Below are 26,656 nucleotides of genomic sequence, written 5' to 3' on the forward strand. Positions count from 1 at the left end.
TTTCCAGTTGTTGTTGTGATTGTTCTGGCAGATGCGAGCAAGGCTCCGCCCGGCCCCCGCGCGGACGCGGGAGCGGGGAGGGGAGCAGGGGTTTCTTGTGTGCTAGAGGGCGGCTTCGAAGACTTCGCGGCCGGCGAACCAGGTTTTCAGCACGCGGGTGTCACGCAGGGCTTCGGGTTCCACCTGGAACACGTCGCGGTCCAGCAGGATCAGGTCGGCCTGCTTGCCGGGGGCGAGGGAGCCGATCTGCTTGTCCAGGCCGATGGTGCGGGCGGCATTGAGGGTGTAGGCCTGGAACATGGTGTCGCGGTCGAGTTCTTCGGCGGCGTTCAGTACGCCCTTCGGCCCCTTGCGGCTGACGGCCTGGTAGATGGCCTTCCAGGGTTCCGGCGTGGTCACCGGCCAGTCGCTGGCGCCGGCGATGGTGGCGCCGTTCTTCAGCAACGAACGGGCCGGGTACTGGTACTGGAACGCCATGGCGCTGATGTAGGGCTGCACCAGGTCCAGGGTCGAGTCGTCGGCGCTGGCCCAGTACAGCTGCATCGAGGCGATCACGTCCAGCGGCTTGAAGCGGGCGAACTCCTTGGGGTTGACCATCTGCAGGTGGGTGACGGAGTGGGCGATGCCGCTCTGCCGGTCGCGGCGGGCCTGCTCGATGCCATTGAGGGATTCGCGCACCGCGCGGTCGCCGATGGCGTGCACGTGCACCAGCCAGCCACGGGCGTCCGCCGCACTCACCAGCTCGCCGAAGTGCGTCGGGTCGATCAGCAGCTCGCCGTACTTCTTCGAGTTCGTGTAGGGCTCCAGCAGGGCGGCGGTCTGCGCCGGGAACTCGGGCACGCCGTCGGCGAAGATCTTGATGCCCGGCAGGGTCAGGTTGGGCAGGCCCTGGAACTGCCGACGCACCGCATCGAGAGTGTCCAGGTCGGCCGGGCGGCTCTGGGGATGGGCCACCAGCAGGGCCGCGACATGAGCGGTCAGCTCGCCCTTCTCGGCCATGGCCTTGTACACCGGCAGGATGCCGAGGGTCTGGGCGGTGGGTTTGAAGTCGAACAGCGGCTCGCCGGGCGCGGCGTTGGCCGCCGGGTCCATCCAGGCGGTGATGCCCAGGCTCAGGTTGTAGCGCAGGGCCGCGCGACCGGCTTCCAGCAGTTGCTCGGCGGTGGCCGGCGGGAACTGCGCCAGCACCGGGTCGAGGCCGGCGTCGGCGAGGAAACCGTTGGGGCGTTTGTCGTCATGGTGGCCGATGGTGGCCAGCTCCTCGCCCTTGAGGGCCTTCACGGTGCCGGCGTCGATGCCGGCCCGCTTCAGCATGGCCTGGTTGGCCCAGCCGGTGTGGTGGTCCCAGCCGACGAAGACGATGGGCACGTCCTTCCATTCGCCCTGGTTGAAGCGCCGCTCGAACTCCGCCACCTGGCTCCAGTAGGCCGAGGGCAGGCCACCGACGCTGAGGATTTCGCCATGACGCGCCTTGCCGTCGTCGCGCCACTGGCGCAGGCGTTGTTCCAGTTCGGCCATGGGCAGGAGCTGGGTGCCGACATTGGCCGAGGCCAGCTCCAGGCCGCCCATGACCGCGTGGGAGTGGGAGTCGACGAAGCCCGGCATCAGCACCTTGCCGCCCAGGTCGATGACCTGGGTGCCGGCTTCCTTGAGGCGCAGCATGTCGGCGTCGCTGCCCACCGCGTGGATCTTGCCGTCTTCCACGGCCAGGGCCTGCTGCAGGGGCTGGCCGGGTTCGGCGGTGTAGACCTTGGCGTTGTGCAGGATCAGGTCGACCGCCGCCATGCTTTCCATGGAGGCACAGGTCAGCGCGAGGGCCATGAGGGTAGGGGCGAAGCTTTTCATCGGATGCGTTCCGGTTCTTGTTGGTATTGGCGCTGAGCCTAACCAAGCCGACGCGACGGCAGAATGCTATGTTCTCGCACAACTTTTGTGCCGAACCGGAACAGATCCATGGACAAGCTCAGCGCCCTCAGCATGTTCGTCGCCACCGCCGAACACGGCAGCTTCAGCCGTGCCGCCGAACAACTGGGCAAGACGCCGTCGGCCCTGACCAAGGCCGTGGGCCACCTGGAGTCCGAGCTGGGCGTGCGCCTGTTCGAGCGCACCACCCGGCGCATGGCCCTGACCGAGGCCGGGCACATCTATCTCGAAGGCGCGCGCCAGGCGCTGATGCAGCTGCAGCTGGCCGGGGAGGAGGTGGACCAGCTGCAGCACGAGCTGCGCGGAAGCCTGCGCCTCACTGCGCCACCGTCCTTCGGCCCGGCCTTTCTCCACGAGGTCTGCTGCCGCTACATGGAGGCCCATCCGCAGGTGCGCCTGGAGGTGGACCTGAACGACGCCTTCGTCGACCTCATCGACGGCGGCTACGACCTGGCCCTGCGCGACGGCCCCACCGACCTGCCGGGGCTGATCGCCCGGCCCCTGACCGAGAACCGCATCTACCTCTGCGCCAGCCCGGCCTACCTGGAACGCAAGGGCCTCCCGGTGATCCTGGACACCATCCCGCAGCATGATTGGCTGATCTTCCAGCATCCGCTGCTCAACCGGCATTTCTGGTGGCTGCGCCAGGGGGATGAGCGCATACGCCTGGCGCAGCCGGCGGCGCGAATGGTCAGCGACAACTACGACTTCCTGCTCGCCTGCACATTGCGTGGCCATGGCCTGCAGGTGCTGCCGCGCTGGAGCGCCGAGCCCTACCTGGCCAGCGGCCAACTGGTGCGGGTGATGTCCGAGTACCTGCTGGAGCCCGATGTGTTCGGCCCCTGGGTGCATGTCCTCTACCTCGCCCACCGCCGCCGCACGCGCAAGGTCCGGGCGTTCATCGAGATGCTGGAAGGCTACATGCAGGAGCGGGGGATTGGTTGAGGGGCGTTGTGGGGCTCAGACCGTAGGATGGGTTGAGCGGAGCGATACCCATGCGGCCAGGATTGATGGGTATCGCAGGCTCAACCCATCCTACGGGCTACAAGGCGCCGGTTTTTCTGGCTAAGCTCGCCATTCCGTTCCCGCAGCCGAGACATGACCATGGCGCAGCACTGGCCGGCCGAAGGCATCGCCCGACTGATCCTCGAAGGCTTCGACGATTACCGTGAGCATTTCCGCCAGATCACCGACGGCGCCCGCGAGCGTTTCGAGCAGGCCGAGTGGCAGGCCACCCAGCAGGCGGCGGCCGAGCGGATCGCCCTCTACGAGGTGAAGGTCGGCGAAACCAGCGCTCGGCTGCGCGCGACCTACGCCACCGACGAACTGCTGGACGTGCAGCTCTGGCCCCTGGTGAAGAGCGCCTACATCGACCTGATCGACCTGCGCCTGGACGATGAGCTGTCCGAGACCTGGTACAACTCGGTGTTCTGCAGCCTGTTCAGCCACGACCTGATCAGCGACGGCTGCATGTTCATCCACACCACCCGGCCCTCGTTGCGCAGCCACGAGCGCCCGCCCCAGACCCGCAGCTACCGCCCCGGCGGCCGGCTGGGCGCGGCGCTGTCGGCGATCCTCGACGACTACCGCTTCGATGTGGCCTACGACGACCGCGCTGGCGACCTGGAGCGCCTCGAAGCCCAGCTGCGCGAAAGCCTGCCGGACTGGGTGTGCAAGGACCCGGAGCTGTGCATCGAACTCTTCGCCGCGCCGCTGTTCCGCAACAAGGGCGCTTACCTGGTGGGCCGCATCTACACCCGCGACGAACAGTGGCCGCTGGTGATGCCCCTGCTGCACCGCGAAGGGCGCGGCATCCAGGCCGACGCGATGATCACCGACGAGGCGGAGGTGTCGATCATCTTCTCCTTCACCCGTTCCTACTTCATGGTGGACGTGGCGGTGCCCGCCGAGTTCGTCGGCTTCCTGAAGAGCATCCTGCCGGGCAAGCACATCGCCGAGCTGTACACCTCCATCGGCTTCTACAAGCACGGCAAGTCGGAGTTCTACCGCGCCCTGATCAACCACCTGGCCAGCACCGACGACCGCTTCATCATGGCGCCCGGCGTGCGCGGCATGGTGATGAGCGTGTTCACCCTGCCGGGCTTCAATACCGTGTTCAAGATCATCAAGGACCGCTTCGCCCACGCGAAAACCGTGGACCGCAACACCGTGATCGAGAAATACCGCCTGGTGAAGAACGTCGACCGGGTAGGGCGCATGGCCGATACCCAGGAATTCGCCGACTTCCGTTTCCCGAAGTCCAAGTTCGAGCCGGAGTGCCTGGCCGAGCTGCTGGAGGTGGCGCCGTCCACCGTGGCCATCGAGGGCGACGTGGTGCTGATCCGCCACTGCTGGACCGAGCGCCGCATGACCCCGCTGAACATCTACCTGGAAAGCGCCAGCGAAGCCCAGGTGCACGAGGCGCTCTACGACTACGGCCTGGCCATCAAGCAACTGGCGGCGGCGAACATCTTCCCCGGCGACATGCTGCTGAAGAACTTCGGCGTCACCCGCCATGGCCGGGTGGTGTTCTACGACTACGACGAGATCAGCTACCTGACCGAGGTGAACTTCCGCGTCATCCCGCCGCCGCGCTACGAGGAGGACGAGATGTCCGCCGAGCCCTGGTATTCGGTGGCGCCCAACGACGTGTTCCCCGAGGAATTCCCGCGCTTCCTGTTCGCCGACATGGGCCAGCGCCGCCTCTTCAACCAGCTGCACGGCGACCTCTACGACGCCGCGTACTGGAAAACCCTGCAGGCGGCCATCCGTTCCGGCAAGGTGATCGATGTCTTCCCCTATCGGCGCCAGGAGCGGGAACTGACGGAAGCCATCCAGTAGATGATCGAGCACGTATTTTCCCGCGCCACCTGGCTCAACTCCCTGCACATGTCGGCCCTGACCGTGGCCCTGTTGCAGGAAGAGGGCATCGCCGCCTGCGACCTGCTGGCCGGCAGCGGCATCAGCGAGCAGGACCTCCTCGAATTGCAGCGCCTGATCAACCCCGACCAGGAGCAACGGGTCTACGCCAACGCCGTGCGCCTGGCACCACGGGTGGCCCTGGGCCTGACCCTCGGCCTGCGCACGCGCATTTCCGCCTACGGCCTGCTCGGCTACGCCATGCTGTCCGCGCCGACCTTCGGCGAGGCCCTGCGCGTTGGCCTCAGTTACCCGGTGCTGCTGGGCACCTACTTTCGCCTGGCCCTGGAACAGGACGGCGACACCGTCTGGCTGAGCGCCGCCGGCTACAGCGAGGACGAGTCCCTGCGGGCCTTCAACACCGAGCTTTGCCTGGGCTCGCTCAAGGTGACCTTCGCCGACCTGCTGGGCCAGCCCCTGCCGCTGCGCGCGGCGCGGTTCGACTACCCGGCCGTCAGCGGCATGGCGCGTCCCTACGGGCGGGGCTTCGGTTGTCCGGTGGAGTTCGGCGCCACCCCCAGCGCCATCGGCTTCGACGCCGCCTGGCTGGACCGCCGCCTGCCCCTGGCCGACCCGGTGACCCACAAGGAAATGCTCGAACAGTGCCGCCGCCAGAACGTCGAGTTCGCCGCCCGCCGCGCCTGGCTGGAGCGCGTGCGCGGCCTGCTTGCCGCGCGCCTGCAGGAGCCGCCGGGCCTGGAAGAACTGGCCAGGCAGATGAACTGTTCCGCACGCAGCCTGCGCCGCCACCTGGCCCAGCAGCAGACCAGCTACCAGCAGCTCTTGGACGAACTGCGCTTCACCCGCGCCAAGGAAATGCTCCAGCAGGGCGACATCCCCATCTACCGCATCGCCGAGGCGCTCGGCTTCAGCGAAACCGCCAGCCTGCGCCACGCCTTCCAGCGCTGGAGCGGCCAGCCGCCGAGTCATTTCCGCGGGTAGGGCAGGGACCTGTTCGTAGCGAATCGTAGGATGGGTTGAGCTAGCGATACCCATCAACCCTGTCCGCATGGGTATCGCTTCGCTCAACCCATCCTACGCAGCTACGCCGCAGCGGCCCGGGTTGCCGCGCGCAGGGCGGGGATCAGCTCGTGGGTCAGCCACTGGCGCAGGTTGCGGTTTTCCGGGTGGTAGAAGCGCCGCAGGATCAGGTCGTAGGCGCCGGATTCGCTGATCATCAGCTCTTCCCCCACCAGGCCGCGCCCGCACCTGAGCAGGCCGGTGCGCCATTGGTCGGCGTCGAGGCCGTCGTTGAGCCGGACGTTGGCTGACACGCCCAGCAGACGGGCGAGGTCGCGGGCGGCGAACCAGGGTTCCTGGCCGATGAGGGTGGCGCGCAGCAGGCGGCCGTGGCGGAAGAACTGGAGGGTCTCGTAGTAGCGATGGCTCATGGTGCAGCTCCCTGTGAGCGTTTGCGGAGCCGCCATCCCGTGAGAGGAGAAGGGTGGCGGACTGTGCAAGGTTGGAACCACCGGACAAAGCGACCGGCCGGGCGCATGCCCGCCTCGCACAGTCCGCCATGACTGCCAAGTGAATTGCGTGAGGCCAAGTCACTTGCATGGCTTTGCTGTGCGCTTTGTTGTCTGGGGTTCCAGCCCAGGTCACGACCGAGGTCGCAACGAGGCCGGATGCTGCCCAAGGGCCTTGTAGGACGGCAACGCGGTTGCCATGTCGGATGTTTCGGGTAGCCCCCGGGCCCTTTGTAGGATGGGTAGAGCGAAGCGAAACCCATCAGCCGCCAACGATGGGTTTCGCAGGCTCTACCCATCCTACGGTCTTCAAAGAGAGAGGAGGTTGCTTAGGCCATAAATATTGGCCATATCGATCCCCTATTGGCCGCCCCACCCTCTGCGCAATACTGCCGTTCCACCACAGAATCGCTCCATCAATAACAAGACCTGAATGAGGTACCCGCCATGCTGACCGTCTACAGCGACGATCACCGTCTCCACTTCGGCCAGTCGGAACTGGTCGACGGCAAGCTCCAGCCCTGCTTCGAGATGCCCAGCCGCGCCGACACCGTGCTGGCACGGGTGCGCCAGCAGGAAATCGGCGAGGTGATCGAGCCGAAGGACTTCGGCCTGGAGCCCATCCTGCGGGTGCACGACGGTGCCTATGTGGAGTTCCTCAAGGGCGCCTGGGACCGCTGGGCCGCCGAAGGCCACAGCTGCGACATGCTGCCCAGCACCTTCCCGGCCCGCCGCCTGCGCCGCGACGGCCCCATTCCCACCGCACTGCACGGCCAGCTCGGTCACTACTGCTTCGACACCGAGGCGCCCATCACCGCCGGCACCTGGCAGGCCGTGTACAGCTCCGCCCAGGTGGCGCTGACCGCCCAGGACCACATTCGCCAGGGCGCCAACACCGCCTTCGCCCTCTGCCGTCCGCCGGGCCACCACGCCGGCAGCGATTTCATGGGCGGCTACTGCTTCTTCAACAACGCCGCCATCGTCACCCAGGCCTTCCTCGACCAGGGCGCCAAGCGCGTGGCCATCCTCGACGTGGACTACCACCACGGCAACGGCACCCAGGAGCTGTTCTACGACCGCGCCGACGTGCTCTTCGCCTCGATCCACGGCGATCCGCTGGTGGAATACCCCTACTACCTGGGCCATGCCGACGAGCGCGGCGAAGGTGCGGGCACCGGCTTCAACCACAACTACCCGCTGCCCCACGGCACCGGCTGGGCAGGCTGGTCCGCCGCCCTCGACGATGCCTGCCGCAAGATCGCCTCCTACGCGCCCGATGCCCTGGTGATCTCCCTGGGGGTGGACACCTACAAGGACGACCCGATCTCCAAGTTCAAGCTGGACTCGCCCGACTACCTGGTGATGGGCCAGCGCATCGCCGCCCTCGGCCTGCCGACCCTGTTCATCATGGAAGGTGGCTACGCGGTGGAGGCCATCGGCGTGAACGCGGTGAACGTGCTCCAGGGCTACGAGGGCGCCAGCCGATGAAATCCCGTCTTGTCCTGGCGGGGGCCCTGCTCGGCGCCTCGCTGAGTGCCGTCGCCGAGCCCCAGGTGCGCATCTACAACTGGTTCGACTACATCGCCCCGGACACCCTGAAGAACTTCCAGGCCGACAGCGGCATCAAGCCCCAGTACGACGTCTTCGACAGCAACGAGGTGCTGGAGGCCAAGCTGCTCTCCGGCCATTCCGGCTACGACCTGGTGGTGCCCAGCGACAGCTTCCTGCCCAACTACATGAAGGCCGGCGTATTCCAGCCGCTGGACAAGAGCAAGCTGCCCAACTGGCAGAACCTCAACCCGGCGCTGCTCAAGGTGCTGGCCGCCAAGGACCCGGGCAACCAGTACGTGATGCCCTACATGTGGGGCACCAACGGCATCGCCTACAACGTCGACAAGGTCAAGGCGGTGCTGGGCGAGAACGCCCCGGTGGACTCCTGGGAGCTGGTCTTCAACCCGGCCAACCTGGCCAAGCTCAAGCAGTGCGGCGTGGCCTTCCTCGATTCGCCCACCGAGGTGATCCCGGCGGTGCTGCACTACCTGGGCCTGCCGCCGAACAGCCAGAACCCGGACGACTACAAGAAGGCCGAGGCCCATCTGCAGAAGCTGCGGCCGAGCATCACCTACTTCAGTTCCTCGAAGTTCGTCACCGACCTGGCCAATGGCGACGTCTGCGTGGCCCTGGCCTGGTCCGGCGGCGCCATGCAGGCGGCGGCCCGCGCCCAGGAGTCCGGCAACGGTGTGAAGGTGGAGTACCGCATTCCCAAGGAGGGCGCCGCGGCCTGGTTCGATGTGCTGGCCATTCCGAAGGACGCACAGAACGTCGAGCAGGCCCACGCCTTCCTCAACTACCTGCTGCGTCCGGACGTGGTGGCGCCTATCTCCGACCATGTGGCCTACGCCAACCCCAACCAGGCGGCGGACAAGCTGATCTCGGCGGAGTTGCGCGACAACCCCAACGTCTACCCGACGGCCGAGGTGCAGGCCCGGCTCTACTCGGTGGAGATGCTGCCGCCGAAGCTGGAACGCATCCGTACCCGCACCTGGACCAAGATCAAGACCGGCACCTGATGCCGATGCCACAAGAAAAAGGGCCGCAATGCGGCCCTTTTTCGTGGGGTCAGGGTTCCTGGTGGATGGCGCTTTTCCATCCACCCGCGGCGCCATGCCGGGGCTCGGATGGGGCAGGCCTGCGGCCTGCTTGGCGAATGAATTCGCCCCTACAGAGGAACCCGCAGGGAGAAGAGGCTCAGGCGTATTGCCCGGCCGCGTAGCCGGAGGCCCAGGCCCACTGGAAGTTGAAGCCGCCGAGGTGGCCGGTGACATCCAGCACTTCACCGATGAAGTACAGCCCGGGCGAGCGCTGCGATTCCAGGGTCTTGGACGACACCTCGTCGGTGCTCACGCCGCCCAGGGTCACTTCGGCGGTGCGATAGCCCTCGGTGCCCGATGGGGTCAGCCGCCAGCACGACAGCTGCGTGGCGATGGCCGCCAGCTCCCCCGGGGTGTACTGCTTCATCGGCTTGGAGACGAACCACAGGTCGGCCAGCAGCCCGGCGAGCTTCTTGGTGAACAGCTCGGCGAGCAGGGTCTTGAGCTCGCTGTTGGGGCGTTCTCGCTGTTGCTGCGCCAGCCATTCGCCGGCGTCGTGGTCGGGCAGCAGGTCGATCTCCAGGGTGTCGCCCGGCTGCCAGTAGGAGGAAATCTGCAGCATGGCCGGGCCGCTGAGGCCACGGTGGGTGAACAGCAGGTTTTCGCGGAAGACCTGGCCGTTGCAGCTCACCCGGCAATCCACCGAGGTACCGGAGAGCTCGGTGCAGAGCTCCTTCAGCTGATCGGTGATGGTGAAGGGCACCAGTCCGGCGCGGGTCGGCAGGACTTCATGACCGAACTGGCGAGCGACCTGGTAGCCGAAACCGGTGGCGCCCAGGGTCGGGATCGACAGGCCGCCGCTGGCGATCACCAGGGATTGGCAGTGCATGGGCCCGGCGCTGGTCTGCAACTGGTAGCCGCCGTCGTTGCGGGCGATCTCGCTGATCGACGTCTCCAGGAGGATCTCCACACCGGCGGAGTCGCACTCGCTGAGCAGCATGTTGAGGATGTCGCTGGACTTGTTGTCGCAGAACAGCTGGCCGAGCTTCTTCTCGTGGTACGGCACCTGGTGCTTGGCCACCAGGCCGATGAAGTCCCACTGGGTATAGCGGGCCAGCGCCGACTTGCAGAAGTGCGGGTTGCGCGAGAGGAAGTTGGCCGGCTCGGTGTACATGTTGGTGAAGTTGCAGCGGCCGCCACCGGACATGAGGATCTTCTTCCCGGCCTTGTTGGCATGGTCGAGCACGCGCACGCGACGGCCGCGCTCGGCTGCCGTGATCGCGCACATCAGACCGGCCGCACCGGCACCGATGATCACCACTTCCGTACTCGACACTGTCCACCCCACTCATGAAAAACGGCGCGCATCTTACCTGAACGGGCGGTGGCTCGCCGAATCTCCCGACGCGGAACATCGCGTGGCTGTTGCGCGGATCAGTGTCGGCAGGGCAGGCCTTCGGCCTGCTTCGCGAATGAATTCGCTCCTACGGGTTCACCAGACCTGGCCCTGAGCATCAGGCCGCCCGCCAGCAGAAGCCCGGCGCCAGCCACATAGAGCGCCCCTTGCAGGCCGCCGCTGAAATGGCTGCTCAGCGCCGCCAGCAGCGGGCCGAGCAACTGGCCCAGGGCGAAGGCGGCGGTGAGCAGGCCGACGTTACGCGCGTGGCCGTGGGGGGCCAGCTCGCGGGCGTACTGCATCACCAGTTGCATGCCGGCGAGGAAGGGCCCGCCGCTGAGGATCACGCCCAGGGCCAGCCCGGCCATGCCCGGCAGGGTGCAGGCCAGGGTGCCCAGGGCTTGCAGCCAGAGCGCCGCCACCAGCCAGCGCCGGGTGCCGCCGGGGCGCTGCCGGCGCAGGCTGACCAGCACCACGCCCAGCGCCGCCGCCAGGCCGAAGGCCGGCCAGAACAGGTCCGCCTGCCATTGCCCGTGGAAGCGCGCGGCGGCCATCTGCGAGAGGAAGGTGGCGGGAATGATGTAGCCCAACCCCACCAGGCCATAGGCGGCCAGCAGCGCGTACAGCGCCTGCGGGCGCTTGCCGGCGGGCGCGGCGGCTGCGGTCGCGGGCTGCTGCGGACGGGGCAGCAGCGGCTGGGTGACCAGGGTCAGCACCAGCGCCAGGGCACCGAAGGCTAGCCAGAGGGTGGCCGAGCCCTGGCCATGCAGGTTCAGCCCCAGGGCGAGGAGCCCGGTGAGCATCACGCCCAGGGCCGGTCCGGCGAACACCAGGCTACCCAGGCGGGGCCGGTTGGCTTCGGCGGCGATGCGCTGGCTGAGGCCGGTCACCACTACCAGTACCCAGGCACTGGCAACGCCCAGGGCGAAGCGCAACAGGGCATGGGGCCAGAGACCTTCGGCCGGCACCGAGGCGAAGGTCAGCAGCACGCTGGCCCAGAGGCCGATCACCAGGCGCCAGCGGGTCTGGCGTGGCGAGCGGGCGTTGACCGCATCCAGGGCGCCGACCAGGTAGCCCAGGTAGTTGGCGGCGGCCACCAGGCCGGCACCGGTCAGGCTCACCTGGCCTTCGGCGATCAGGTGCGGCAGCTGGGGTGTGAGGGCGAAGCGCCCGACGCCCATGGCGACGAGCAGGGCGAGGAAGCAGGCAAGCAAGCGAATCAGCGGCGGCATGGCAGGCTCCGAGGCAGGTCATCGGAATTCCATGCTAGGGGCTGGATGTGTTCATTAAAAACGAATAAAACAGAACGCACATGTTCTCGTTTACTGAATGGTTACTCCATGGAACTCAGCCAGCTCCGCATCTTCCAGGCCGTCGCCGAGGAAGGCTCCATCACCCGCGCGGCGTCACGCATGCACCGGGTGCCGTCGAACCTGTCCACGCGGCTCAAGCAGCTGGAAGAGAACCTCGGCGTCGATCTGTTCCTGCGCGAGCGCCAGCGCCTCACGCTGTCCCCGGCGGGCAAGGTGCTGCTGGGCTATGCCGAGCGCATGTTCGCCTTGCAGGCGGAAGCCGAGGCGGCCCTGCGCGGTGGCGAGCCGGCGGGGGATTTCGTGATCGGCTCGATGTTCAGCACCGCCGCCATCCACCTGCCGCCCATGCTGGTGCGTTATCACCGCACCTGGCCGGCGGTGAACCTGCAGGTGCAGACCGCCCCCAGCGGCGAGCTGCTCGAAGGCCTGCTCGCCGGTCGCCTGGATGCCGCCCTGGTGGACGGGCCGCTGGAGTTCGCCGAGCTGGACGGCCTGCCGATGTTCGAGGAAGAGATGGTGCTGATCACCGAGGCCGCCCACGGTCCGGTGAAGTCGGCCCAGGATGTGGCCGGGCTGGAGGTTTATGCCTTCCGCCAGAGCTGCTCCTATCGCCGCCGCCTGGAGGGCTGGTTCGTCGCCTCCCGGGTGCCCATGGCACCGCCCATGGAAATCGAGTCCTACCACAGCATGCTGGCCTGCGTGATCGCCGGTGGCGGCATCGCCCTGGTGCCGCGCTCCATGCTGGAAAGCCTGCCCGGCCGGGACGAGGTGCGGGTGCATCAACTGGCGGCGCCGTTCAATCGCACCACCACCTGGCTGATGTGGCGCAAGGGCATGCTGGGGGCCAACCTGCGCGCCTGGATCGACCTGCAGCAGGGCGGCCCGGTTGCAGGGTAGGGCGCACCCTGCGGTGGGTCGATTCCTCGCTACCGTTCAGCAGTTTGACGCAGATCAGTAGGAAATTTCCGGGCGAGCGTATTTTGGATCTTGCCCGGAGCAACTAAGCTCCAGACGAGGGTGGCCCGAGAAGCAAGGGCCACCCGACCATCGTCCCAGGAAAGGGGGTCAAGCATGAAAAAGCGGCTAGAAGCGTGGATGTGGCAGTTGGGTGTCGCGCTGGGGCTGGTCGAGAAACCGCGCCTGCAGCCCATTCCAGTCCGTAGTGGCGAGCAGCGCCGTCTCACCGAGCAGCGCCGCACCAGGTAGCAACCGGTTTAGCCGTGAGCGCTTAGCCAGCTGTCCGCCAGCTCGCGCAGGCGCTCACCGGAGAAACTCGGGAAATGCCCACCATGCACGGTGCGCACCGGAAGGTCGCGCAGCCGTGCGAGGCTTCTTGCGTAATGCTCCAGGTTGGAGTGATACGCGTTATCAACCAGCGGGCCGTCGTAGATGATGTCGCCGCTGAACAGCGTTCCCGTCTTCGCTTCCCACAGGCTGATGCCGCCCGGTGAATGACCGGGGGTATGCAGCACCTCCAGGACCCGATCGCCCAGGTCCAGCACATCGCCCTCATCGATCAGCCGCGTCGCCGGCGCCGCCTTCACGCGGTATTCGGCGTAACACAGCGGGCAGTCCGGGTGCGCCTCGAACATCTCGTCGCCGACATAGTCCGCCGCCAGGGTATTGGCCCCGGTGGGCATGGCGAGTATGTCCGCTTCCGCCGGGTGTACCAGGCGCTCCGGGAACTCGTGGTGGCCGGCGATATGGTCGAAGTGGGTATGGCTGGCTACCGCCAGCAGCGGCCGCTGGGTCAGCCAGGGCAACTGCTCGCGCAGGCTGACCAGGCCGGAGCCGGAGTCGATCAGCAGGTCCTTGTCGCGGCCCTGCACATGCCAGAGGTTGCAGCGGTAGAAGGGGCGCACGAAGGGTTCGCTGATCAGACTGATGCCGTCGTAGTGATGCTCGACCTCGAACCACTGGTCGCGGCGGACGATTTTCATGGGGTGCTCCGTGCTCTGACTGCCAGTGGATCCGCTGTAGGGGCGAATTCATTCGCCATGCGGACCGCAGGTCCGCACCTGAGGGTGGGCGGGGGCAGCTTCGCCGCCCTTGGCGAATGAATTCGCCCCTACAAGATTAGGCCGCTGGGAAGCCGGGATAAAAAAAAGCCCCGATCGGCCGGGCCGCATCGGGGCTCGAAGGCCGCCCCGGGGGAGGCGGCAGTGCATGGAGGTATCAGGCCAGCTCGATGGAGCCGCTGGCGCTACGGGACATCAGGCTGATCACCACGAAGCTCACGGCACCTACGGCCAGGCTGTAGTAGATCGGGGTGTTGGCGTCGAGGCCGTCCAGGAACATGAAGACGCAGGCGGTGAGGCTGCCCAGGAGCATGCTGGCGATGGCGCCGGCGGTGCTCGCGCGCTTCCAGTAGATGGCGCCCAGCAGCGGGATGAGCATGCCGCCCACCAGCAGGTTGTAGGCCAGGGTCAGGGCGCTGATCACGTCGCTCACTACCAGGGCGATACCCAGTACCACCACACCCAGCAGCAGGGTGAACAGGCGGTTCTTGTGGGCGTCGCCATCGTCGTCGGCGTTGCCACCCAGCAGCGGCCAGAGGTCCTGGGCGGCGGTGGTGGATGCGGCCAGCAGGCCGGCGCTGGCGGTGGACATCAGGGCGGCCAGGGCGGCGGCGACCACCAGGCCACGGATGCCGTCCGGCAGGGTGGTGTCGACGATGGTGGCGAAAGCGTTGTTGACGTTGTCCAGGTCAGGCAGCACGACCTTGGCGGCCATGCCGATCACGGCGCCGGCCAGGCCGTAGAGCACGCAGTACACGCCGGCGGCGGTGCCGGAGACCTTGGCTACGGTTTCGGTGCGGGCGGTGAACACGCGCTGCCAGATGTCCTGGCCGATGAAGATGCCGAAGAAGTAGATCAGGAAGTAGGTGATGATGGTGTCCCAGCCGATGGCGGTCAGGGAGAAGTAGCTGGCCGGCAGCTTGGCCACCAGGGCGTCCCAGCCACCCGCATCGCTCAGGGTCATCGGCATCAGGATGAACACGATGCCCACGGTCATGATCAGGAACTGCACGATGTCGGTCAGGGTCAGGGACCACATGCCGCCAATGGTGGAGTAGGCGACCACGATGCCGCCGCCGATCAGTACCGAGACCCAGAAGGGCAGGCCGAACAGCACTTGCATGACGGTGCCGATGGCGATGGTGGAGGTGGCGCCGATCATAAGGGCGTACACCAGCATGATCGCGGCGCTGGCATGGCGGGCGGTCGGGTTGTAGCGACGCTCCAGCACCTGGGTCACGGTGTAGATCTTCAGCTTCAGCAGCGGCTTGGCCAGGAACAGGCTGATGCCCATGATGCCGAAGCCGAGGCTGGCGCAGAGCCAGAAACCGGAAATGCCATGGACGTAGCCCAGGCGAACGGTACCGATGGTGGCGGCGCCGCCGAGCACGGTGGCGGCCATGGTGCCCAGGTAGAAGCCCGGGCCCAGGTTGCGCCCGGCCACCAGGTAGTCTTCACGGGTCTTGGCGCGGCGCATGCCGTACCAGCCCAGCGCGAGCATGGCAGCTACGTATAGGAGTACTACGAAAATATCCAAAGCCATTTCAGGTCTCTCTTTCTATTGTTGTCGCCACGGTTTTCAGGCCGCGGCGGGTGTTGCAAGGCGCGCAACGCTTCACACTGCGCCGTTACAAAGCAATCCTGCTTTTCCTAGTCCTTGTATTCGGGACATTCCCTCTCCAGCTTGCGCAGCCAGGCTTCCCACACCAGGTGGCGTTGCCATTCGGCGGCCTGGAACTGCTCGCAGGCGTGCGCGCTGAGTTCGCTGGGCATCTCGCGGACGCCGCGTAGGGACGAGGCGGCGAGTTGGATCTCGCACGCCTTGTTCAGGTAGTACATGACGTAGAAGGCATCGGCGACGCTGGCGCCGACGCTGAGCAGGCCGTGATGGCGCAGCATCAGGGCGATGTTGTCGCCCAGCGACGTCACCAGGCGATCACGCTCGCCCAGGTCCAGGGCGATGCCTTCGTAGGTGTGGTAGCCGACCCGCTGGTGGAACTCGGCGCTGATCTGGTTGAGCTGGGCCAGGCCGCTGTCCGTCGCGGCCACCGCCATGCCCGCCAGGGTATGGGTGTGGATCACGCAATGGGCATCGGCGCGGGCCATGTGCACCGCGCTGTGGATGGTGAAGCCAGCGACGTTGTAGTCGGCGTTGCCCTCCACCACGCGACCGTGCATGTCGACCACGATCAGGTCGCTGGCGCGGATCTCCTCGAACATCAACCCGAAGGGGTTGATGAGGAAGCGCGGCTCCACCCCCGGCAGGCGCACCGAGAAGTGGGTGTAGAGGGTGTCGTCCCAGCCGAACAGGGCGGCCAGCCGGTAGGCGGCCGCCAGGTCTCGGCGCAGGATGGCTTCGGTGTGCATGCTCATCAGTGACGGATCTGCGACAGGAAGGCCCGGGTGCGCGGGTGCTGGGGGTTGTCGAAGAACTCGGCCGGCGAGGCGGTTTCCACGATCTGGCCGGCGTCCATGAACACCACGCGGTCGGCCACCTTGCGGGCGAAGCCCATCTCGTGGGTCACGCAGAGCATGGTCATGCCGTCCTGGGCGAGTTCGGTCATCACTTCCAGCACCTCGCCGACCATTTCCGGGTCCAGCGCCGAGGTGGGCTCGTCGAACAGCATCACCTTCGGGCTCATGCACAGGGCGCGGGCGATGGCCACGCGCTGCTGCTGGCCACCGGAGAGCTGGCCGGGCTTCTTGTGGGCCTGGGAGCCGATGTGCACGCGGTTGAGGTAGCGCAGGGCCAGTTCCTCGGCCGCCTTGCGCGACAGGCCGCGCACCTTCATCGGCGCCAGGGTGCAGTTCTCCAGCACCGTGAGGTGGGGGAACAGGTTGAAGTTCTGGAACACCATGCCCACTTCGCGGCGTACGTGGTCGCCGCCGGACTTGGTGGCGACGTCCTGGTTCTCCACGGTGATGGTGCCGCTGTCATGGGGGTTGAGGCGGTTGATGCAGCGGATCAGGGTCGACTTGCCGGAGCCCGACGGGCCGCAGATGACGATCTTCTCGCCCTGGCGCACCGAGAGGTTGATGCCCTGCAGCACCTGGAAGTCGTCGTAGTGCTTGCCGACGTTGTCGAGACGGATGATTTCGCTCATGGGGTTCTCCTCAGATACGGCGCATGCGGGCCAGGGTGCGTTGCACCAGGCCGACGGACTTGCTGCTGGTGCCGCTGTGGGAATCCCACGACAGGCGCCGTTCGAGGCCACCCTGCATCCAGGTCAGGGTGTAAACCATGACGAGGTAGTAGACGAGGGCGACGGCGTAGTACTCGGAGAACTGGAAGGTGGTGGAGACCGTCTGCGAGGTCACCGCCATCAGCTCCTGCAGGGAAATCACCGAGGCCAGCGAGGTGATCTTCAAGAGGGTGATGAATTCGTTGGCGGTCGGCGGCACGGCGATGCGCGCGGCCTGGGGCAGGGTCACGTAGCGGAAGATCTGCCAGCGCGACAGGCCCAGGGCGTGGCCGGCGGCGTACTGGCCCTTGTCCACGGATTTCAGTGCGGCGCGGTTGATCTCCACCTGGTAGGCGGCTTCGTTCAGCGACAGCGCGATCCAGGCGGCGATGAAGGGAGTGAACCACTCTTCACGGAAAATCGGGAAGAACTGCGGCAGGGCGTTCCACACGAACAGCAGCTGCAGCAGGGTCGGGGCGCCGCGGAACACGCTGAGCACGCCGCGCAGGCTGCTGCGCCAGACGCTGGGCGGGCCGTCCAGGGCCAAGGCGCAGGGAATCGAGATCAGGATGCCCACGGAGTGGGAGAGCAGGGCCAGCACCAGGGTGATGCAGGCGCCGCGGAAGAAGTGCCAGGACGTCAGGGCGTCCCAGAAGACAGTCACATCGAAGTTCATGTACGTGTCCTGCGTGAATGGAAGCGGGCCAGTGCACCCTCTCCCGCGCACGGGAGAGGGGCCGGTCGGTGACCGTGATTACTGAGCGGTGGTGTCCAGGTTGGCTGGATCGAGCTTCCATTTCTCGGCGATGGCCTTGAGGGTGCCATCCGCTTTCAGGGCGGCGACGGCATCCAGGACGGCCTGCTTGTCTTCCGGGTTCGGCCGCATGTAGGCACCGAAGATGTCCTTCTCGGGGAACGCGTAGAGGGTCTTGAACTGGCCGGGGGTCTGCAGTTCGCGGTAGGCCAGTTCGGTGTCCTGGGACAGGCCGGCGGCGGCGCGGCCTACCAGTACCTGCTGGGCTACATCGCTACCCTTGGGGTAGGTCTGCAGGGTGGCCGGGGTCTTGCCGGCGGCCTTCAGCTGCTCGTTGAGCTTCTCCATGATGGTCACGTAGCGGGTGCCGGACTGCACCGCCACCACCTTGCCGGAGAGGTCTTCCAGGCTGTTCAGCTTGACGTCGCCCTTGCCGCTGCCGAAGACGATGGTGGAGCTGGCCAGGTAAGGCACGGCGTTGAGCTTCTGGATCCGCTCGGGGGTGATCAGGGTGCCGCTGATGACCGCGTCGCAACGCTTGGCGTCCAGGCCCGGCAGCAGGCCGGTGAACTCGGTGACGATGAAGCGCGGCTTCACGCCCCAGTGCTTGGCCATGGCGCGGATCAGGTCGGCGTCGAAGCCGCTGGGCTCGCGGTCACCGGTCTTCTCGAAAAACTCCAGCGGCGGGAAGGTCGGGTCGGAACAGACCTGGAAACTTCCCGAGCTCACGAACGACGGCTTGCTTTCAGCCATGGCGCCGGCACTCAGGGTGGCGGCGGCCAGGCCGGCCAGGGCCAGCAGTTTCAGCGGACGGTTGCTCATCGGTAACTCCTTCAAGGCGTATTGCAGTGGTTGTTGTTGTAGGCAGTCGCAATAAAGTGGAGCTATTTCGTGGTTACGCAGCTTCGGCCGAGCCCGGCACGCGAGCCTGGGAAGGCTTGCCTGCAGGGACCCAGCGCGGGCCTTTCGGACCGTACACTTCGGCCGGTTCCGGGAAGATCGTCAGCAGGGCCAGGTAGAGCAGGGCGGCGGTGCCCAGGGTCACCGGCAGGCTGATATCGATTCCGCCGGCCAGTTCACCCAGCGGGCCGACGAACTGGCCCGGCAGGTTGACGAAGCACAGGCCGACCAGCGCGCTGGGAACCCAGGCGCCCATGCCGCGCCAGTTCCAGCCATTGGTGAACCAGTAGCGGCCGCCGGACAGGCCACGGGTGAACACCTGCAGGTCGTCCGGGCAGTAGAAGCCACGGCGCACGATCAGGCCGAGGATCATGATCACCATCCAGGGGCTGGTGCAGGTGATGATCAGCACGGCGAAGGTGGACACGCTCTGCACCAGGTTGAAGGCGAAGCGGCCGATGAAGATGAAGCCGATGGACAGCACGCCGATCATCACGGTGGCCTGCACGCGGTTGAGCAGGCGCGGGAACACCGAGGACATGTCCAGGCCCGTGCCGTAGAGCGAGGTGGTGCCGGTGGACATGCCGCCGATTACCGCGATCAGGCACACCGGCAGGAAGAACCAGGCCGGGGATACGGCCAGCAGGCCGCCGACGTAGTTGTTCTGGGCGATGTAGTCCGGCGCCTGGACGGCGACGATGGTCGCGGTGACCAGGCCGAACAGGAACGGGATCAGGGTGGCGAACTGCGCGGCGATCACCGCCAGCATGATGCGCTGCTTGGAGGTCTGGCGCGGGATGTAGCGCGACCAGTCGCCGAGGAAGGCACCGAAGGACACCGGGTTGCTCATGGCCAGCAGGGCGGCGCCGATGAAGGCGGCCCAGAAACCTTCCTGGCCGAGGTTCACCGAACCTGCATAGCTGGCATCGAACGGGCCGACGAAGGCTGCAACGCCCAGCAGGAACATGACGCTGGCGGCCCAGACGGCGACCTTGTTCACCAGCAGCATGAAGCGGAAGCCGTAGATGCACACCACCAGTACCAGCACGGCGAACAGGCCGTAGGCCAGGCCCAGGGTCAGGTCGGTTTCCGGCAGGCCGAAGAGACGTTTGGCGCCGCCCACCAGGGCGTCACCGGAGCTCCATACCGACAGCGAGAAGAACGCGATGGCGGTGAGCAGGGAGAGGAAGGAGCCAACGATACGGCCATGCACGCCGAAGTGGGCGCCGGAGGACACCGCGTTGTTGGTGCCGTTCAGGGCGCCGAACACGCCCATCGGGGCGAGGATCAGCGAACCCACCAGCACGCCCAGCAGGATGGCCCAGAAGCCCGCCTCGAAGGACAGGCCGAAGAGCACCGGGAAGCTGCCGAGCACGGCGGTGGCGAAGGTGTTCGCGCCGCCGAAGATCAGGCGGAACAGGTCCTTGGGGCTGGCATCCCGTTCGTTATCGGGGATCTGCTCGACACCATGGGTTTCTATTCGGGTGACTGCGTGATCGTTGTTGTTGTTATGCATTCTTACTCTCCCAGGGAGCCTCATCAGGTTTGCGGCAGCTGCTCCGGCATCGCCGACAAGTGCTCGTGACAGGCCAACCAGTGGCCTTTTTCTTGTTGCCGACGGAAAACGATGGTTTCCCGCTCACGGCTTTCTATTTCTTCACCCTGGATGCGCAGGCGCGTGGCGACGTCGTGGTAGAAGATCGCCACGTCGCCCTGCAGGCACACCACGGGGTTGATGGATTGGCACGCCAGCACCTCGAAACCGTCGCGCTGCCAGCTTTCCCACAGCTCGCGGTACGCCGCGCGGGTGGGCAGCGGCGCATCGCAGGTGTGGAAGACGAAGCTGGCGTCTTCGCTGAAGGCGGCGAAGTAGGCTTCGGTATCGTTCGCGGCGAAGGCGGCCACCAGCGTGCTGGCGGCCTCCAGGACTTGCTTCTGGTCGCTCATGGCTGCTCTCAACGACGCTCGACGCCCGGCAGGACACAGAGCATTTCGTAGAGCAGGTTGGCGCCCAGCAGGGAGGTATTGCCGGTGGTGTCGTAAGGCGGGGACACCTCGACGAGGTCGCAACCGATGATGTCCAGGCCCTGGCAGCCACGGACGATCTCGATGGCCTGGATGGTGGTCAGGCCGCCGATTTCCGGGGTGCCGGTACCGGGCGCCCAGGCCGGGTCGATGCCGTCGATGTCGAAGGACAGGTACACCGGGCCGCCGCCGACTTTCTCGCGGACTTCGGCCATCAGCGGCTCCAGCGACTTGTGCCAGCACTCTTCGGCCTGGACCACGCGGAAGCCCTGCTTGCGGCTCCAGTTGAAGTCTTCGGCGGTGTAGCCCTGGGCGCGCAGGCCGATCTGCACCACGCGGTCGCAATCGAGCAGGCCTTCTTCCACGGCGCGGCGGAAGGTGGTGCCGTGGGCGATCTTCTCGCCGAACATGTTGTCGTTGACGTCGGCGTGGGCGTCGATGTGCACCAGGCCCACCTTGCCGTGCTTCTTGTGGATGGCACGCAGGATCGGCAGGGTGATGGTGTGGTCGCCGCCCAGGGTCAGCGGCAGGATGCCGTGGTCGAGGATGCGGTCGTATTCCTGCTCGATGATGCGCACGGCTTCCAGCAGGTTGAAGGTGTTGATGGCCACGTCGCCGATATCGGCCACGTTCAGCGAATCGAAGGGGGCAGCGCCGGTCGCCATGTTGTACGGGCGGATCATCACCGATTCGGCGCGGATCTCGCGCGGACCGAAGCGGGTACCGGAACGCAGGGAAGTACCGATGTCCAGCGGCACGCCGACGAAGGCGGCATCCAGGGCATTGAGTTCTTCAGGGGATTGGATGTGCGGCAGGCGCATCATGGTGGCGATTCCGCCGAAGCGGGGCATTTCATTGCCGCCCAGGGGTTGGTGCAGTTTCTTGTCCATGGGGTGGCCTCACGGTTGTTGTGGTTGTAGGTCGTCGGTCGATTCTGGTGACAGTGCCATCACGGACAAATCGCTGGCGGCAAATAATTACTTCAAGGATTTCTAAACTATCGGGAGCGGGTAAGATGGCCACTTGCCTGCGGGAATTCTGCTTTCCGTAGGGGCGAATTCATTCGCCAAGGGCCGCGCAGCGGCCCCTCAAGGCTCCAGGGAAGAGGCAGGACCTTGTCCTGCATGGCGAATGAATTCGCCCCTACATCGTTCAATCAGACCTGGAGCCGCGACGCCGATGTCCACCTCCCTTCCCGATCTCAAGCTCCTGCGCATCTTCGCCAGCGTGGTCCGCCACCAGGGCTTCGCCGCCGCGCAGCAGGAGCTGAACCTCTCCACCTCGGCTATCAGCACCTACATGAGCCAGCTGGAAGGGCTGGTGGGCCTGACCCTTTGCCACCGGGGCCGAGGCGGCTTCAGCCTGACCAGCAAGGGCGAGCTCTACTACCAGGAAACCCTGCGCCTGCTGGGCGAGCTGGAGAGCTTCGAGCGCTACTCGGCGTCCCTCAAGGGCGAGCTGCGCGGCACCCTGAACCTGGGGGTGCTGGACTCCACCGTGGGCGACCCGTCGCTGCCGCTCGCCGAAGTCATCGGCGCCTACAGCCAGGAGCACGCGGCGGTGCACCTGCACCTCTCGGTGATGAGCCCCTACGACCTGCAGCTGGGGGTGCTGGACAACCGCCTGGACCTCGCCATCGGCGCCTTTTCCACGCGCATGAACGGCCTGGTCTACCAGCCGCTCTACCGCGAGCAGCACTGGCTCTACTGCAGCGAGCGCCATCCGCTGTACAACGAACGGCGCATTCCGGGCGAGCTCATCACCCAGCAGCGCATGGTGGGCCGTGGCTACTGGAGCCAGGCGGAACTGGCCCGGCATGGCTTCAAGCACAGCGCGGCGACCGTGGACAGTATGGAGGCGCAGCTGATCCTGGTGCTCTCCGGCGCCTACATCGGCTACCTGCCGGAGCACTACGCCCAGCCGTGGGTCGAGCAGAAGCGTCTGCGGGTGCTGTTGCCGGCCACCTTCGGCTACCAGGCGCCGTTCTCCATGATCCTGCGCAGGGGGCGTTCCAAGGAGCCGTTGATCCTCACTTTCCGCGACTTGCTCAGGGCCCAGCTGAACCTGCGCTGAGCCCTTGAAAAGCGGACGATTGCAATCAGCGTTTTCCTGATAGTGCAGGTTTCGACGCGCGTGCTAGACATAAATCTCGAGGGGCTGAAATAGCCGGAAAACCTGCCTACAGGGATGAATTAGCCATGCGCCAGAACTTGCCCGTCACCCAGCGGGAACGCACCTTCGCCGCCGACGAAAGGTTGATCTCCACCACCGACCTCACCAGCAAGATCACCTACTGCAACGACGCCTTCGTCGCCCTCAGCGGCTTCACCCGCGAAGAGCTGATCGGCCAGCCCCACAACATCGTCCGCCACCCCGACATGCCGCCGGCGGTCTTCGCCCACATGTGGGAGACCCTCAAGCAGGGCAAGCCCTGGATGGGGTTGGTCAAGAACCGCTCCAAGAACGGTGATTTCTACTGGGTCAGCGCCTATGTCACGCCGGTCTACGAGAATGGCCGGATAGCCGGCTACGAGTCGGTGCGCTCCTTGCCCAGCCGCGAGCAGGTGGCCCGCGCCGATGCCCTCTACGCGCGGCTGCGCGCCGGCAAGTCGCCGGTGCCGCTGCTGGAGTCCTGGACCTACGACTTCGCGCGCTCCTGGCCGGTGGTGCTGGCCACCCTGGTGCTGCTGGGCGGCAACCTGCTGTTGCAGGGCTGGCCGATGGTGGCGCTGACCCTGGCGACCATGTTCGGCCTGGGCTCCCTGCAGCTCCATCGCTACCGGCAGACCATCCGCCAGACCCTGGCCGAGCATCCCAAGGCCTTCACCAGCGCCCTGGTGGCCCTGACCTACACCGACAGCCGAGGCGCCCAGGCCCTGCTGGACATGGCCATGTTCAGCGAGGAGGCGCGCCTGCAGACCGCGCTGACCCGCCTGGAAGACGCCGGCGAAAGCGTCAAGCAACGCGCCGCCGAGGCCGCCCGGCTGTCCCGCTCGGAAGCCGAGTTGCTGGAGCAGCAGCGCAGCGAGACGGATCAGTCGGCCACCGCCATCAATGAAATGGCGGCGACTATCCAGGAGGTCTCCCACAACGTCAGCCATACCGCCCACGCCGCCGAGGAGGCCGAGCGCCTGGCGCGCCAGGGCAGCGACCTGGCCGGCGAGAGCCTGGGTGCCATGCGCCACATGGCCGAGGCGGTGAGCGAGATCGGCCGGGCGGTGCACGACCTGGCCGAGTCCACCCACAACATCGGCAGCGTGGCCGACGTGATTACCGCCATCGCCGAGCAGACCAACCTGCTGGCGCTCAACGCCGCCATCGAGGCTGCGCGGGCAGGGGAGCAGGGCAGGGGCTTCGCGGTGGTGGCGGACGAAGTGCGCACCCTGGCCTCGCGTACCCGCCAATCCACCGAGCAGATCCACGAGATCATCGCCTCCCTGCGCTCCGGCGCCGAGCGCGCGGTGGCTACAGCCAGCCGTGGCGAGGCCATTTCCCGCGAAAGCGTGGGTAGCGTGGAGTCGGTGCGCGAGGCCCTGGAAGGCATCAGCCAGGCGGTGACCCGCATCACCGGCATGAGCCAGCAGATGGCCGCCGCATCCGAACAGCAGAGCCACGTGGCCGAGGACATCAGCCGGCAGATCACCCGCATCGCCCAGCTGTCCGACCACAGCGCCGGCCAGGCCCAGGAAGGCGCCGCCATCAGCCAGGACCTGGAGCGCATGGCCGATTACCTGCACAGCCTGGCGGAGCGGTTCAACCGGTAGGTGTGAATTCATTCGCGATAACGGCGTCCCAGGGGGCAGCTGCGCTGCCCTTCGCGATTGAAATCGCTCCTACAGGGCCCCGTAGCCCGGATGCAATCCGGGGGCAGGGGCATGTGGCAGAATGCGCGCCCCAGGAGACCGTCCATGCCCCGCCCGAGTTGCCCGCGCTGCCAGCGCCCCGAAAGCCATTGCCTGTGCCCGCTGATCCCGCAGCTGGCCAGCCGCACCCGGGTATTGCTGTTGCAGCACCCGAGCGAGGTGAACCATGCGCTGAACACCGCGCGCCTGGCCGCCCTGGGGCTGGAGAATGCCGAGCTGCGGGTGGGCGAGCGTTTCGACGACCTGGCCGCTGCCCTGGCCGATCCCGCCTATCGCCCCTGCCTGCTGTTCCCCGGTGAGGATGCCCACCCACTGGCGGAGGTGGCCGGCGCCGACCCGCGCCCGCTGTTGCTGGTGGTGCCCGACGGCACCTGGCGCAAGGCGCGCAAGCTGCTCTACCTCAACCCTGAGCTCGAGGCCCTGCCACGAGTGACCCTGCCCGAGGGCATGACGTCGCGCTACCGCCTGCGCAAGGCACCCATGGCCGGGGCGCTGTCCACCGTGGAAGCCATCGCCGCGGCCCTCGATATCCTCGAAGCACCGGCACGCTTCGATGAACTGCTACGGCCCTTCGAGGCATTGATCCAGGGGCAGATCGAGGCGATGGGTGAGGAGACTTTCCAGCGCAACCACGGCAGCGAAACCTAGCCAGCGGCTGCGCTAACGGTCCGGTGCAGTCGTAGGGTGGACCACGCTTCACCGGTCCACCATCGAGGTCCGGCCTGGCGCCGCTGGTGGATGAAAAGAGCGTCATCCACCCTACGAACTTTCAGGAAGAACCACGACCAATGATTAGTATCGGTAGGGACTGCCTTGCGTAGGATGGGACGGGCGGCGTTCCGCGAGCTTGCGATGCCCATCAGACCTTTCCGCATGGGTATCGCTCCGCTCAACCCATCTACGAACTGCATGCGCCACGAGTGCCGTGATCTGCTTTACCTAGGAGCTCCTACCGCTCCCGCATCGCCTCCTGGCGGGCCTTGAGCACCGGCTTGAGCAGGTAGTCCAGCACGCTCTTCTGGCCGGTGATGATGTCCACCGTGGCGACCATGCCTGGGATGATCAGCAGCGGGTGGTCGTCCTTGCCCAGGTGGCTTTTGTCGGTGCGCACCTGGATCAGGTAGAAGCTCTTGCCTTCCTCGTCGGTGATGGTGTCGGCGCTGATCAGCTCCAGCCCGGCCTTGAGGCCGCCGTAGATGGTGTAGTCATAGGCGGTGAACTTGACCATCGCCTTCTGCCCGGGGTGGAGGAAGGCCACGTCCTGCGGGCGGATGCGCGCCTCGATCAGCAGGCTGTCCTCCAGCGGCACCACTTCCACCAGGTCGCTGCCCGGCTGCACCACGCCGCCGATGGTGTTGACCTTCAGCTGCTTGATCACTCCGTGCACCGGCGACACCACTGTGGTGCGGCTGACGCGGTCGTCGATGGCCTTGCCGGTGGAGGTGATCTTCGACAGCTCGGTGCGCACCTCGTTGAGTTCCTTGAAGGCGTCGGAGCGGAAGGACAGCCGGCTCTCCTCCATCTTCCGCTCGATCTCCGCCATCGCCGACTCGGCACGGGGTATGGCCAGGTTGGTGGCTTCCAGCTCGCCACGGGTTTCCACCGCGCTGCGCTGCAGCCGGAGGATCTCCACCTGGGAGATGGCGCCGGCCTTCACCAGCGGCTGGGACATGTTCAGCTCCTGCTGGATCAGCCCGAGGCTGGAGCGGTACTGCTGGCTCTTGGAGCGGAATTCGGCGAGTTCCTGTTTCTTCTGCCGCAACTGCTCGCTGAGGATGCGCTGCTCGCTGTCCAGGCGTTCGTTGCGCGCGCGGAACAGGGCTTTCTCGTCCTCGGCCAGCTGCGGCGCCTCGCGGGTGATTTCCTCCGGCAGCTGCATGTCGCGACCCTCGGCCTCGGCGGAGAGGCGTTCGACCCGGGCCGTCAGCGCCAGGCGGTCGGCCTCGCTCTCGCCCTTGTTGGAGCGGAAGCGGGTGTCGTCCAGGCGCAGCAGCACCGTGCCCTTGTCCACCACCTGGCCCTCGCGCACGAGGATCTCCGAGACGATGCCGCCTTCCAGGTTCTGGATGACCTGCACCTTGCTCGAGGGAATGGCCTTGCCCTCGCCGGTGGTGACCTCGTCCAGCACCGCGAAGTGCGCCCAGACCAGCGCCACCAGCAGCACGATGCAGGCCACCCAGACGGTGACGCGGGTGGCCCGTGGCGAGTCCTCCAGCACGGCGCCGGCCACCTCCGGCATGAACTCGGTGTCGGCGCCGTCGCGGCGGCCGAAATAGGGGTTGGGCGTGTCGGTGTGGGCCATG

Annotated in this window: 23 protein-coding genes and 2 pseudogenes; 11 read left to right on the top strand and 14 right to left on the bottom strand. The window is 66.5% G+C overall.

Going from position 1 to position 26,656, the window contains the following annotated elements; translation table 11 throughout:
- Positions 1-102: 102 nt before the first annotated feature.
- Positions 103-1,845, bottom strand: coding sequence for an amidohydrolase (locus PCA10_RS09260; protein ID WP_016491803.1), 1,743 nt, complete (start codon positions 1,843-1,845; stop codon positions 103-105).
- 108 nt (positions 1,846-1,953) lie between these two features.
- Here PCA10_RS09260 and PCA10_RS09265 point away from each other — a divergent pair, with 108 nt between their 5' ends.
- The 3 genes from PCA10_RS09265 to PCA10_RS09275 all read left to right on the top strand — a co-directional run bounded on the left by PCA10_RS09265 (position 1,954) and on the right by PCA10_RS09275 (position 5,784).
- A complete protein-coding gene (locus tag PCA10_RS09265; protein WP_016491804.1) occupies positions 1,954-2,868 on the top strand; it encodes a LysR family transcriptional regulator in 915 nt (304 codons plus the stop codon).
- 159 nt (positions 2,869-3,027) lie between these two features.
- On the top strand, positions 3,028-4,764 hold the full coding sequence (gene aceK / locus PCA10_RS09270; RefSeq protein ID WP_041770595.1) for a bifunctional isocitrate dehydrogenase kinase/phosphatase: 1,737 nt from the start codon (positions 3,028-3,030) through the stop codon (positions 4,762-4,764).
- Positions 4,765-5,784 (top strand): AraC family transcriptional regulator, encoded by a 1,020-nt coding sequence (locus PCA10_RS09275; RefSeq protein WP_016491806.1) that lies wholly within the window; start codon positions 4,765-4,767, stop codon positions 5,782-5,784.
- Between the two features lie 101 nt (positions 5,785-5,885).
- Here the strand turns inward: PCA10_RS09275 and PCA10_RS09280 are convergent, their stop codons facing one another.
- Positions 5,886-6,233 carry a BRO-N domain-containing protein gene (locus PCA10_RS09280; RefSeq protein ID WP_016491807.1) on the bottom strand — a complete coding sequence of 116 codons (348 nt, stop codon included), beginning with the start codon at positions 6,231-6,233 and terminating at the stop codon, positions 5,886-5,888.
- Positions 6,234-6,758: 525 nt separating this feature from the next.
- Between PCA10_RS09280 and PCA10_RS09285 the strand changes: the two genes are divergently transcribed.
- Complete coding sequence (locus PCA10_RS09285) at positions 6,759-7,799, top strand: histone deacetylase family protein (protein WP_016491808.1); 1,041 nt, start codon at positions 6,759-6,761, stop codon at positions 7,797-7,799.
- Positions 7,796-8,881, top strand: a complete 1,086-nt coding sequence (locus PCA10_RS09290; RefSeq protein WP_016491809.1) for an extracellular solute-binding protein — start codon at positions 7,796-7,798, stop codon at positions 8,879-8,881. The genes PCA10_RS09285 and PCA10_RS09290 overlap by 4 nt, the downstream gene beginning before the upstream one ends.
- Positions 8,882-9,059: 178 nt before the next feature.
- On the opposite strand, the gene PCA10_RS09295 is transcribed toward PCA10_RS09290, so the two are convergent.
- Both PCA10_RS09295 and PCA10_RS09300 read right to left on the bottom strand, forming a co-directional pair.
- On the bottom strand, positions 9,060-10,238 hold the full coding sequence (locus PCA10_RS09295) for a BaiN/RdsA family NAD(P)/FAD-dependent oxidoreductase (protein ID WP_041770181.1): 1,179 nt from the start codon (positions 10,236-10,238) through the stop codon (positions 9,060-9,062).
- Positions 10,239-10,336: 98 nt separating this feature from the next.
- Positions 10,337-11,530 carry an MFS transporter gene (locus tag PCA10_RS09300; RefSeq protein WP_016491811.1) on the bottom strand — a complete coding sequence of 398 codons (1,194 nt, stop codon included), beginning with the start codon at positions 11,528-11,530 and terminating at the stop codon, positions 10,337-10,339.
- Between the two features lie 108 nt (positions 11,531-11,638).
- On the opposite strand from PCA10_RS09300, the gene ptrR reads away from it, so the two are divergent.
- Complete coding sequence (ptrR, locus tag PCA10_RS09305; RefSeq protein WP_016491812.1) at positions 11,639-12,508, top strand: putrescine utilization regulator PtrR; 870 nt, start codon at positions 11,639-11,641, stop codon at positions 12,506-12,508.
- Positions 12,509-12,682: 174 nt separating this feature from the next.
- Positions 12,683-12,817: a PA1414 family protein gene (locus tag PCA10_RS31120; protein WP_269451137.1), complete on the top strand. Its 135-nt coding sequence runs from the start codon at positions 12,683-12,685 to the stop codon at positions 12,815-12,817.
- 8 nt (positions 12,818-12,825) lie between these two features.
- Here the strand turns inward: PCA10_RS31120 and PCA10_RS09310 are convergent, their stop codons facing one another.
- From PCA10_RS09310 to speB, 9 genes are all read right to left on the bottom strand, one after another.
- Complete coding sequence (locus tag PCA10_RS09310; protein WP_016491813.1) at positions 12,826-13,551, bottom strand: MBL fold metallo-hydrolase; 726 nt, start codon at positions 13,549-13,551, stop codon at positions 12,826-12,828.
- A 235-nt stretch (positions 13,552-13,786) separates the two neighbouring features.
- Complete coding sequence (locus PCA10_RS09315) at positions 13,787-15,172, bottom strand: sodium:solute symporter family protein (RefSeq protein WP_041770182.1); 1,386 nt, start codon at positions 15,170-15,172, stop codon at positions 13,787-13,789.
- A 107-nt stretch (positions 15,173-15,279) separates the two neighbouring features.
- A complete protein-coding gene (locus PCA10_RS09320) occupies positions 15,280-16,002 on the bottom strand; it encodes a class II aldolase/adducin family protein (protein ID WP_016491815.1) in 723 nt (240 codons plus the stop codon).
- Positions 16,002-16,733, bottom strand: coding sequence for an amino acid ABC transporter ATP-binding protein (locus PCA10_RS09325; protein WP_016491816.1), 732 nt, complete (start codon positions 16,731-16,733; stop codon positions 16,002-16,004). The genes PCA10_RS09320 and PCA10_RS09325 overlap by 1 nt, the downstream gene beginning before the upstream one ends.
- A gap of 10 nt (positions 16,734-16,743) precedes the next feature.
- The gene (locus PCA10_RS30790; protein WP_016491817.1) at positions 16,744-17,487 is read right to left on the bottom strand and encodes an amino acid ABC transporter permease; all 744 of its coding nucleotides are present in this window, start codon (positions 17,485-17,487) and stop codon (positions 16,744-16,746) included.
- 78 nt (positions 17,488-17,565) lie between these two features.
- Positions 17,566-18,387 carry an ABC transporter substrate-binding protein gene (locus tag PCA10_RS30795; RefSeq protein ID WP_016491818.1) on the bottom strand — a complete coding sequence of 274 codons (822 nt, stop codon included), beginning with the start codon at positions 18,385-18,387 and terminating at the stop codon, positions 17,566-17,568.
- Positions 18,388-18,460: 73 nt separating this feature from the next.
- Positions 18,461-19,981: a purine-cytosine permease family protein gene (locus tag PCA10_RS09340; protein WP_016491819.1), complete on the bottom strand. Its 1,521-nt coding sequence runs from the start codon at positions 19,979-19,981 to the stop codon at positions 18,461-18,463.
- Positions 19,982-20,004: 23 nt separating this feature from the next.
- Positions 20,005-20,412, bottom strand: a complete 408-nt coding sequence (locus PCA10_RS09345; protein WP_016491820.1) for a YybH family protein — start codon at positions 20,410-20,412, stop codon at positions 20,005-20,007.
- A gap of 8 nt (positions 20,413-20,420) precedes the next feature.
- Complete coding sequence (gene speB, locus PCA10_RS09350; protein ID WP_016491821.1) at positions 20,421-21,380, bottom strand: agmatinase; 960 nt, start codon at positions 21,378-21,380, stop codon at positions 20,421-20,423.
- A gap of 289 nt (positions 21,381-21,669) precedes the next feature.
- On the opposite strand from speB, the gene PCA10_RS09355 reads away from it, so the two are divergent.
- The 4 genes and pseudogenes from PCA10_RS09355 to PCA10_RS09365 all read left to right on the top strand — a co-directional run bounded on the left by PCA10_RS09355 (position 21,670) and on the right by PCA10_RS09365 (position 25,001).
- Positions 21,670-22,563 carry a LysR family transcriptional regulator gene (locus PCA10_RS09355; RefSeq protein ID WP_016491822.1) on the top strand — a complete coding sequence of 298 codons (894 nt, stop codon included), beginning with the start codon at positions 21,670-21,672 and terminating at the stop codon, positions 22,561-22,563.
- A gap of 125 nt (positions 22,564-22,688) precedes the next feature.
- Positions 22,689-23,109 (top strand): annotated as a pseudogene (locus tag PCA10_RS31350) (PAS domain-containing protein); the annotation flags it as partial.
- A 143-nt stretch (positions 23,110-23,252) separates the two neighbouring features.
- Positions 23,253-24,254, top strand: a pseudogene (locus PCA10_RS31355) (methyl-accepting chemotaxis protein); the annotation flags it as partial.
- A 144-nt stretch (positions 24,255-24,398) separates the two neighbouring features.
- Positions 24,399-25,001 carry a tRNA-uridine aminocarboxypropyltransferase gene (locus tag PCA10_RS09365; RefSeq protein ID WP_016491824.1) on the top strand — a complete coding sequence of 201 codons (603 nt, stop codon included), beginning with the start codon at positions 24,399-24,401 and terminating at the stop codon, positions 24,999-25,001.
- 301 nt (positions 25,002-25,302) lie between these two features.
- Here the strand turns inward: PCA10_RS09365 and PCA10_RS09370 are convergent, their stop codons facing one another.
- A complete protein-coding gene (locus PCA10_RS09370; protein WP_016491825.1) occupies positions 25,303-26,655 on the bottom strand; it encodes an HlyD family type I secretion periplasmic adaptor subunit in 1,353 nt (450 codons plus the stop codon).
- Position 26,656 lies beyond the last annotated feature (1 nt).

It is taken from the genome of Pseudomonas resinovorans NBRC 106553, from assembly GCF_000412695.1.
In the GTDB taxonomy this organism is placed as follows: domain Bacteria; phylum Pseudomonadota; class Gammaproteobacteria; order Pseudomonadales; family Pseudomonadaceae; genus Metapseudomonas; species Metapseudomonas resinovorans_A.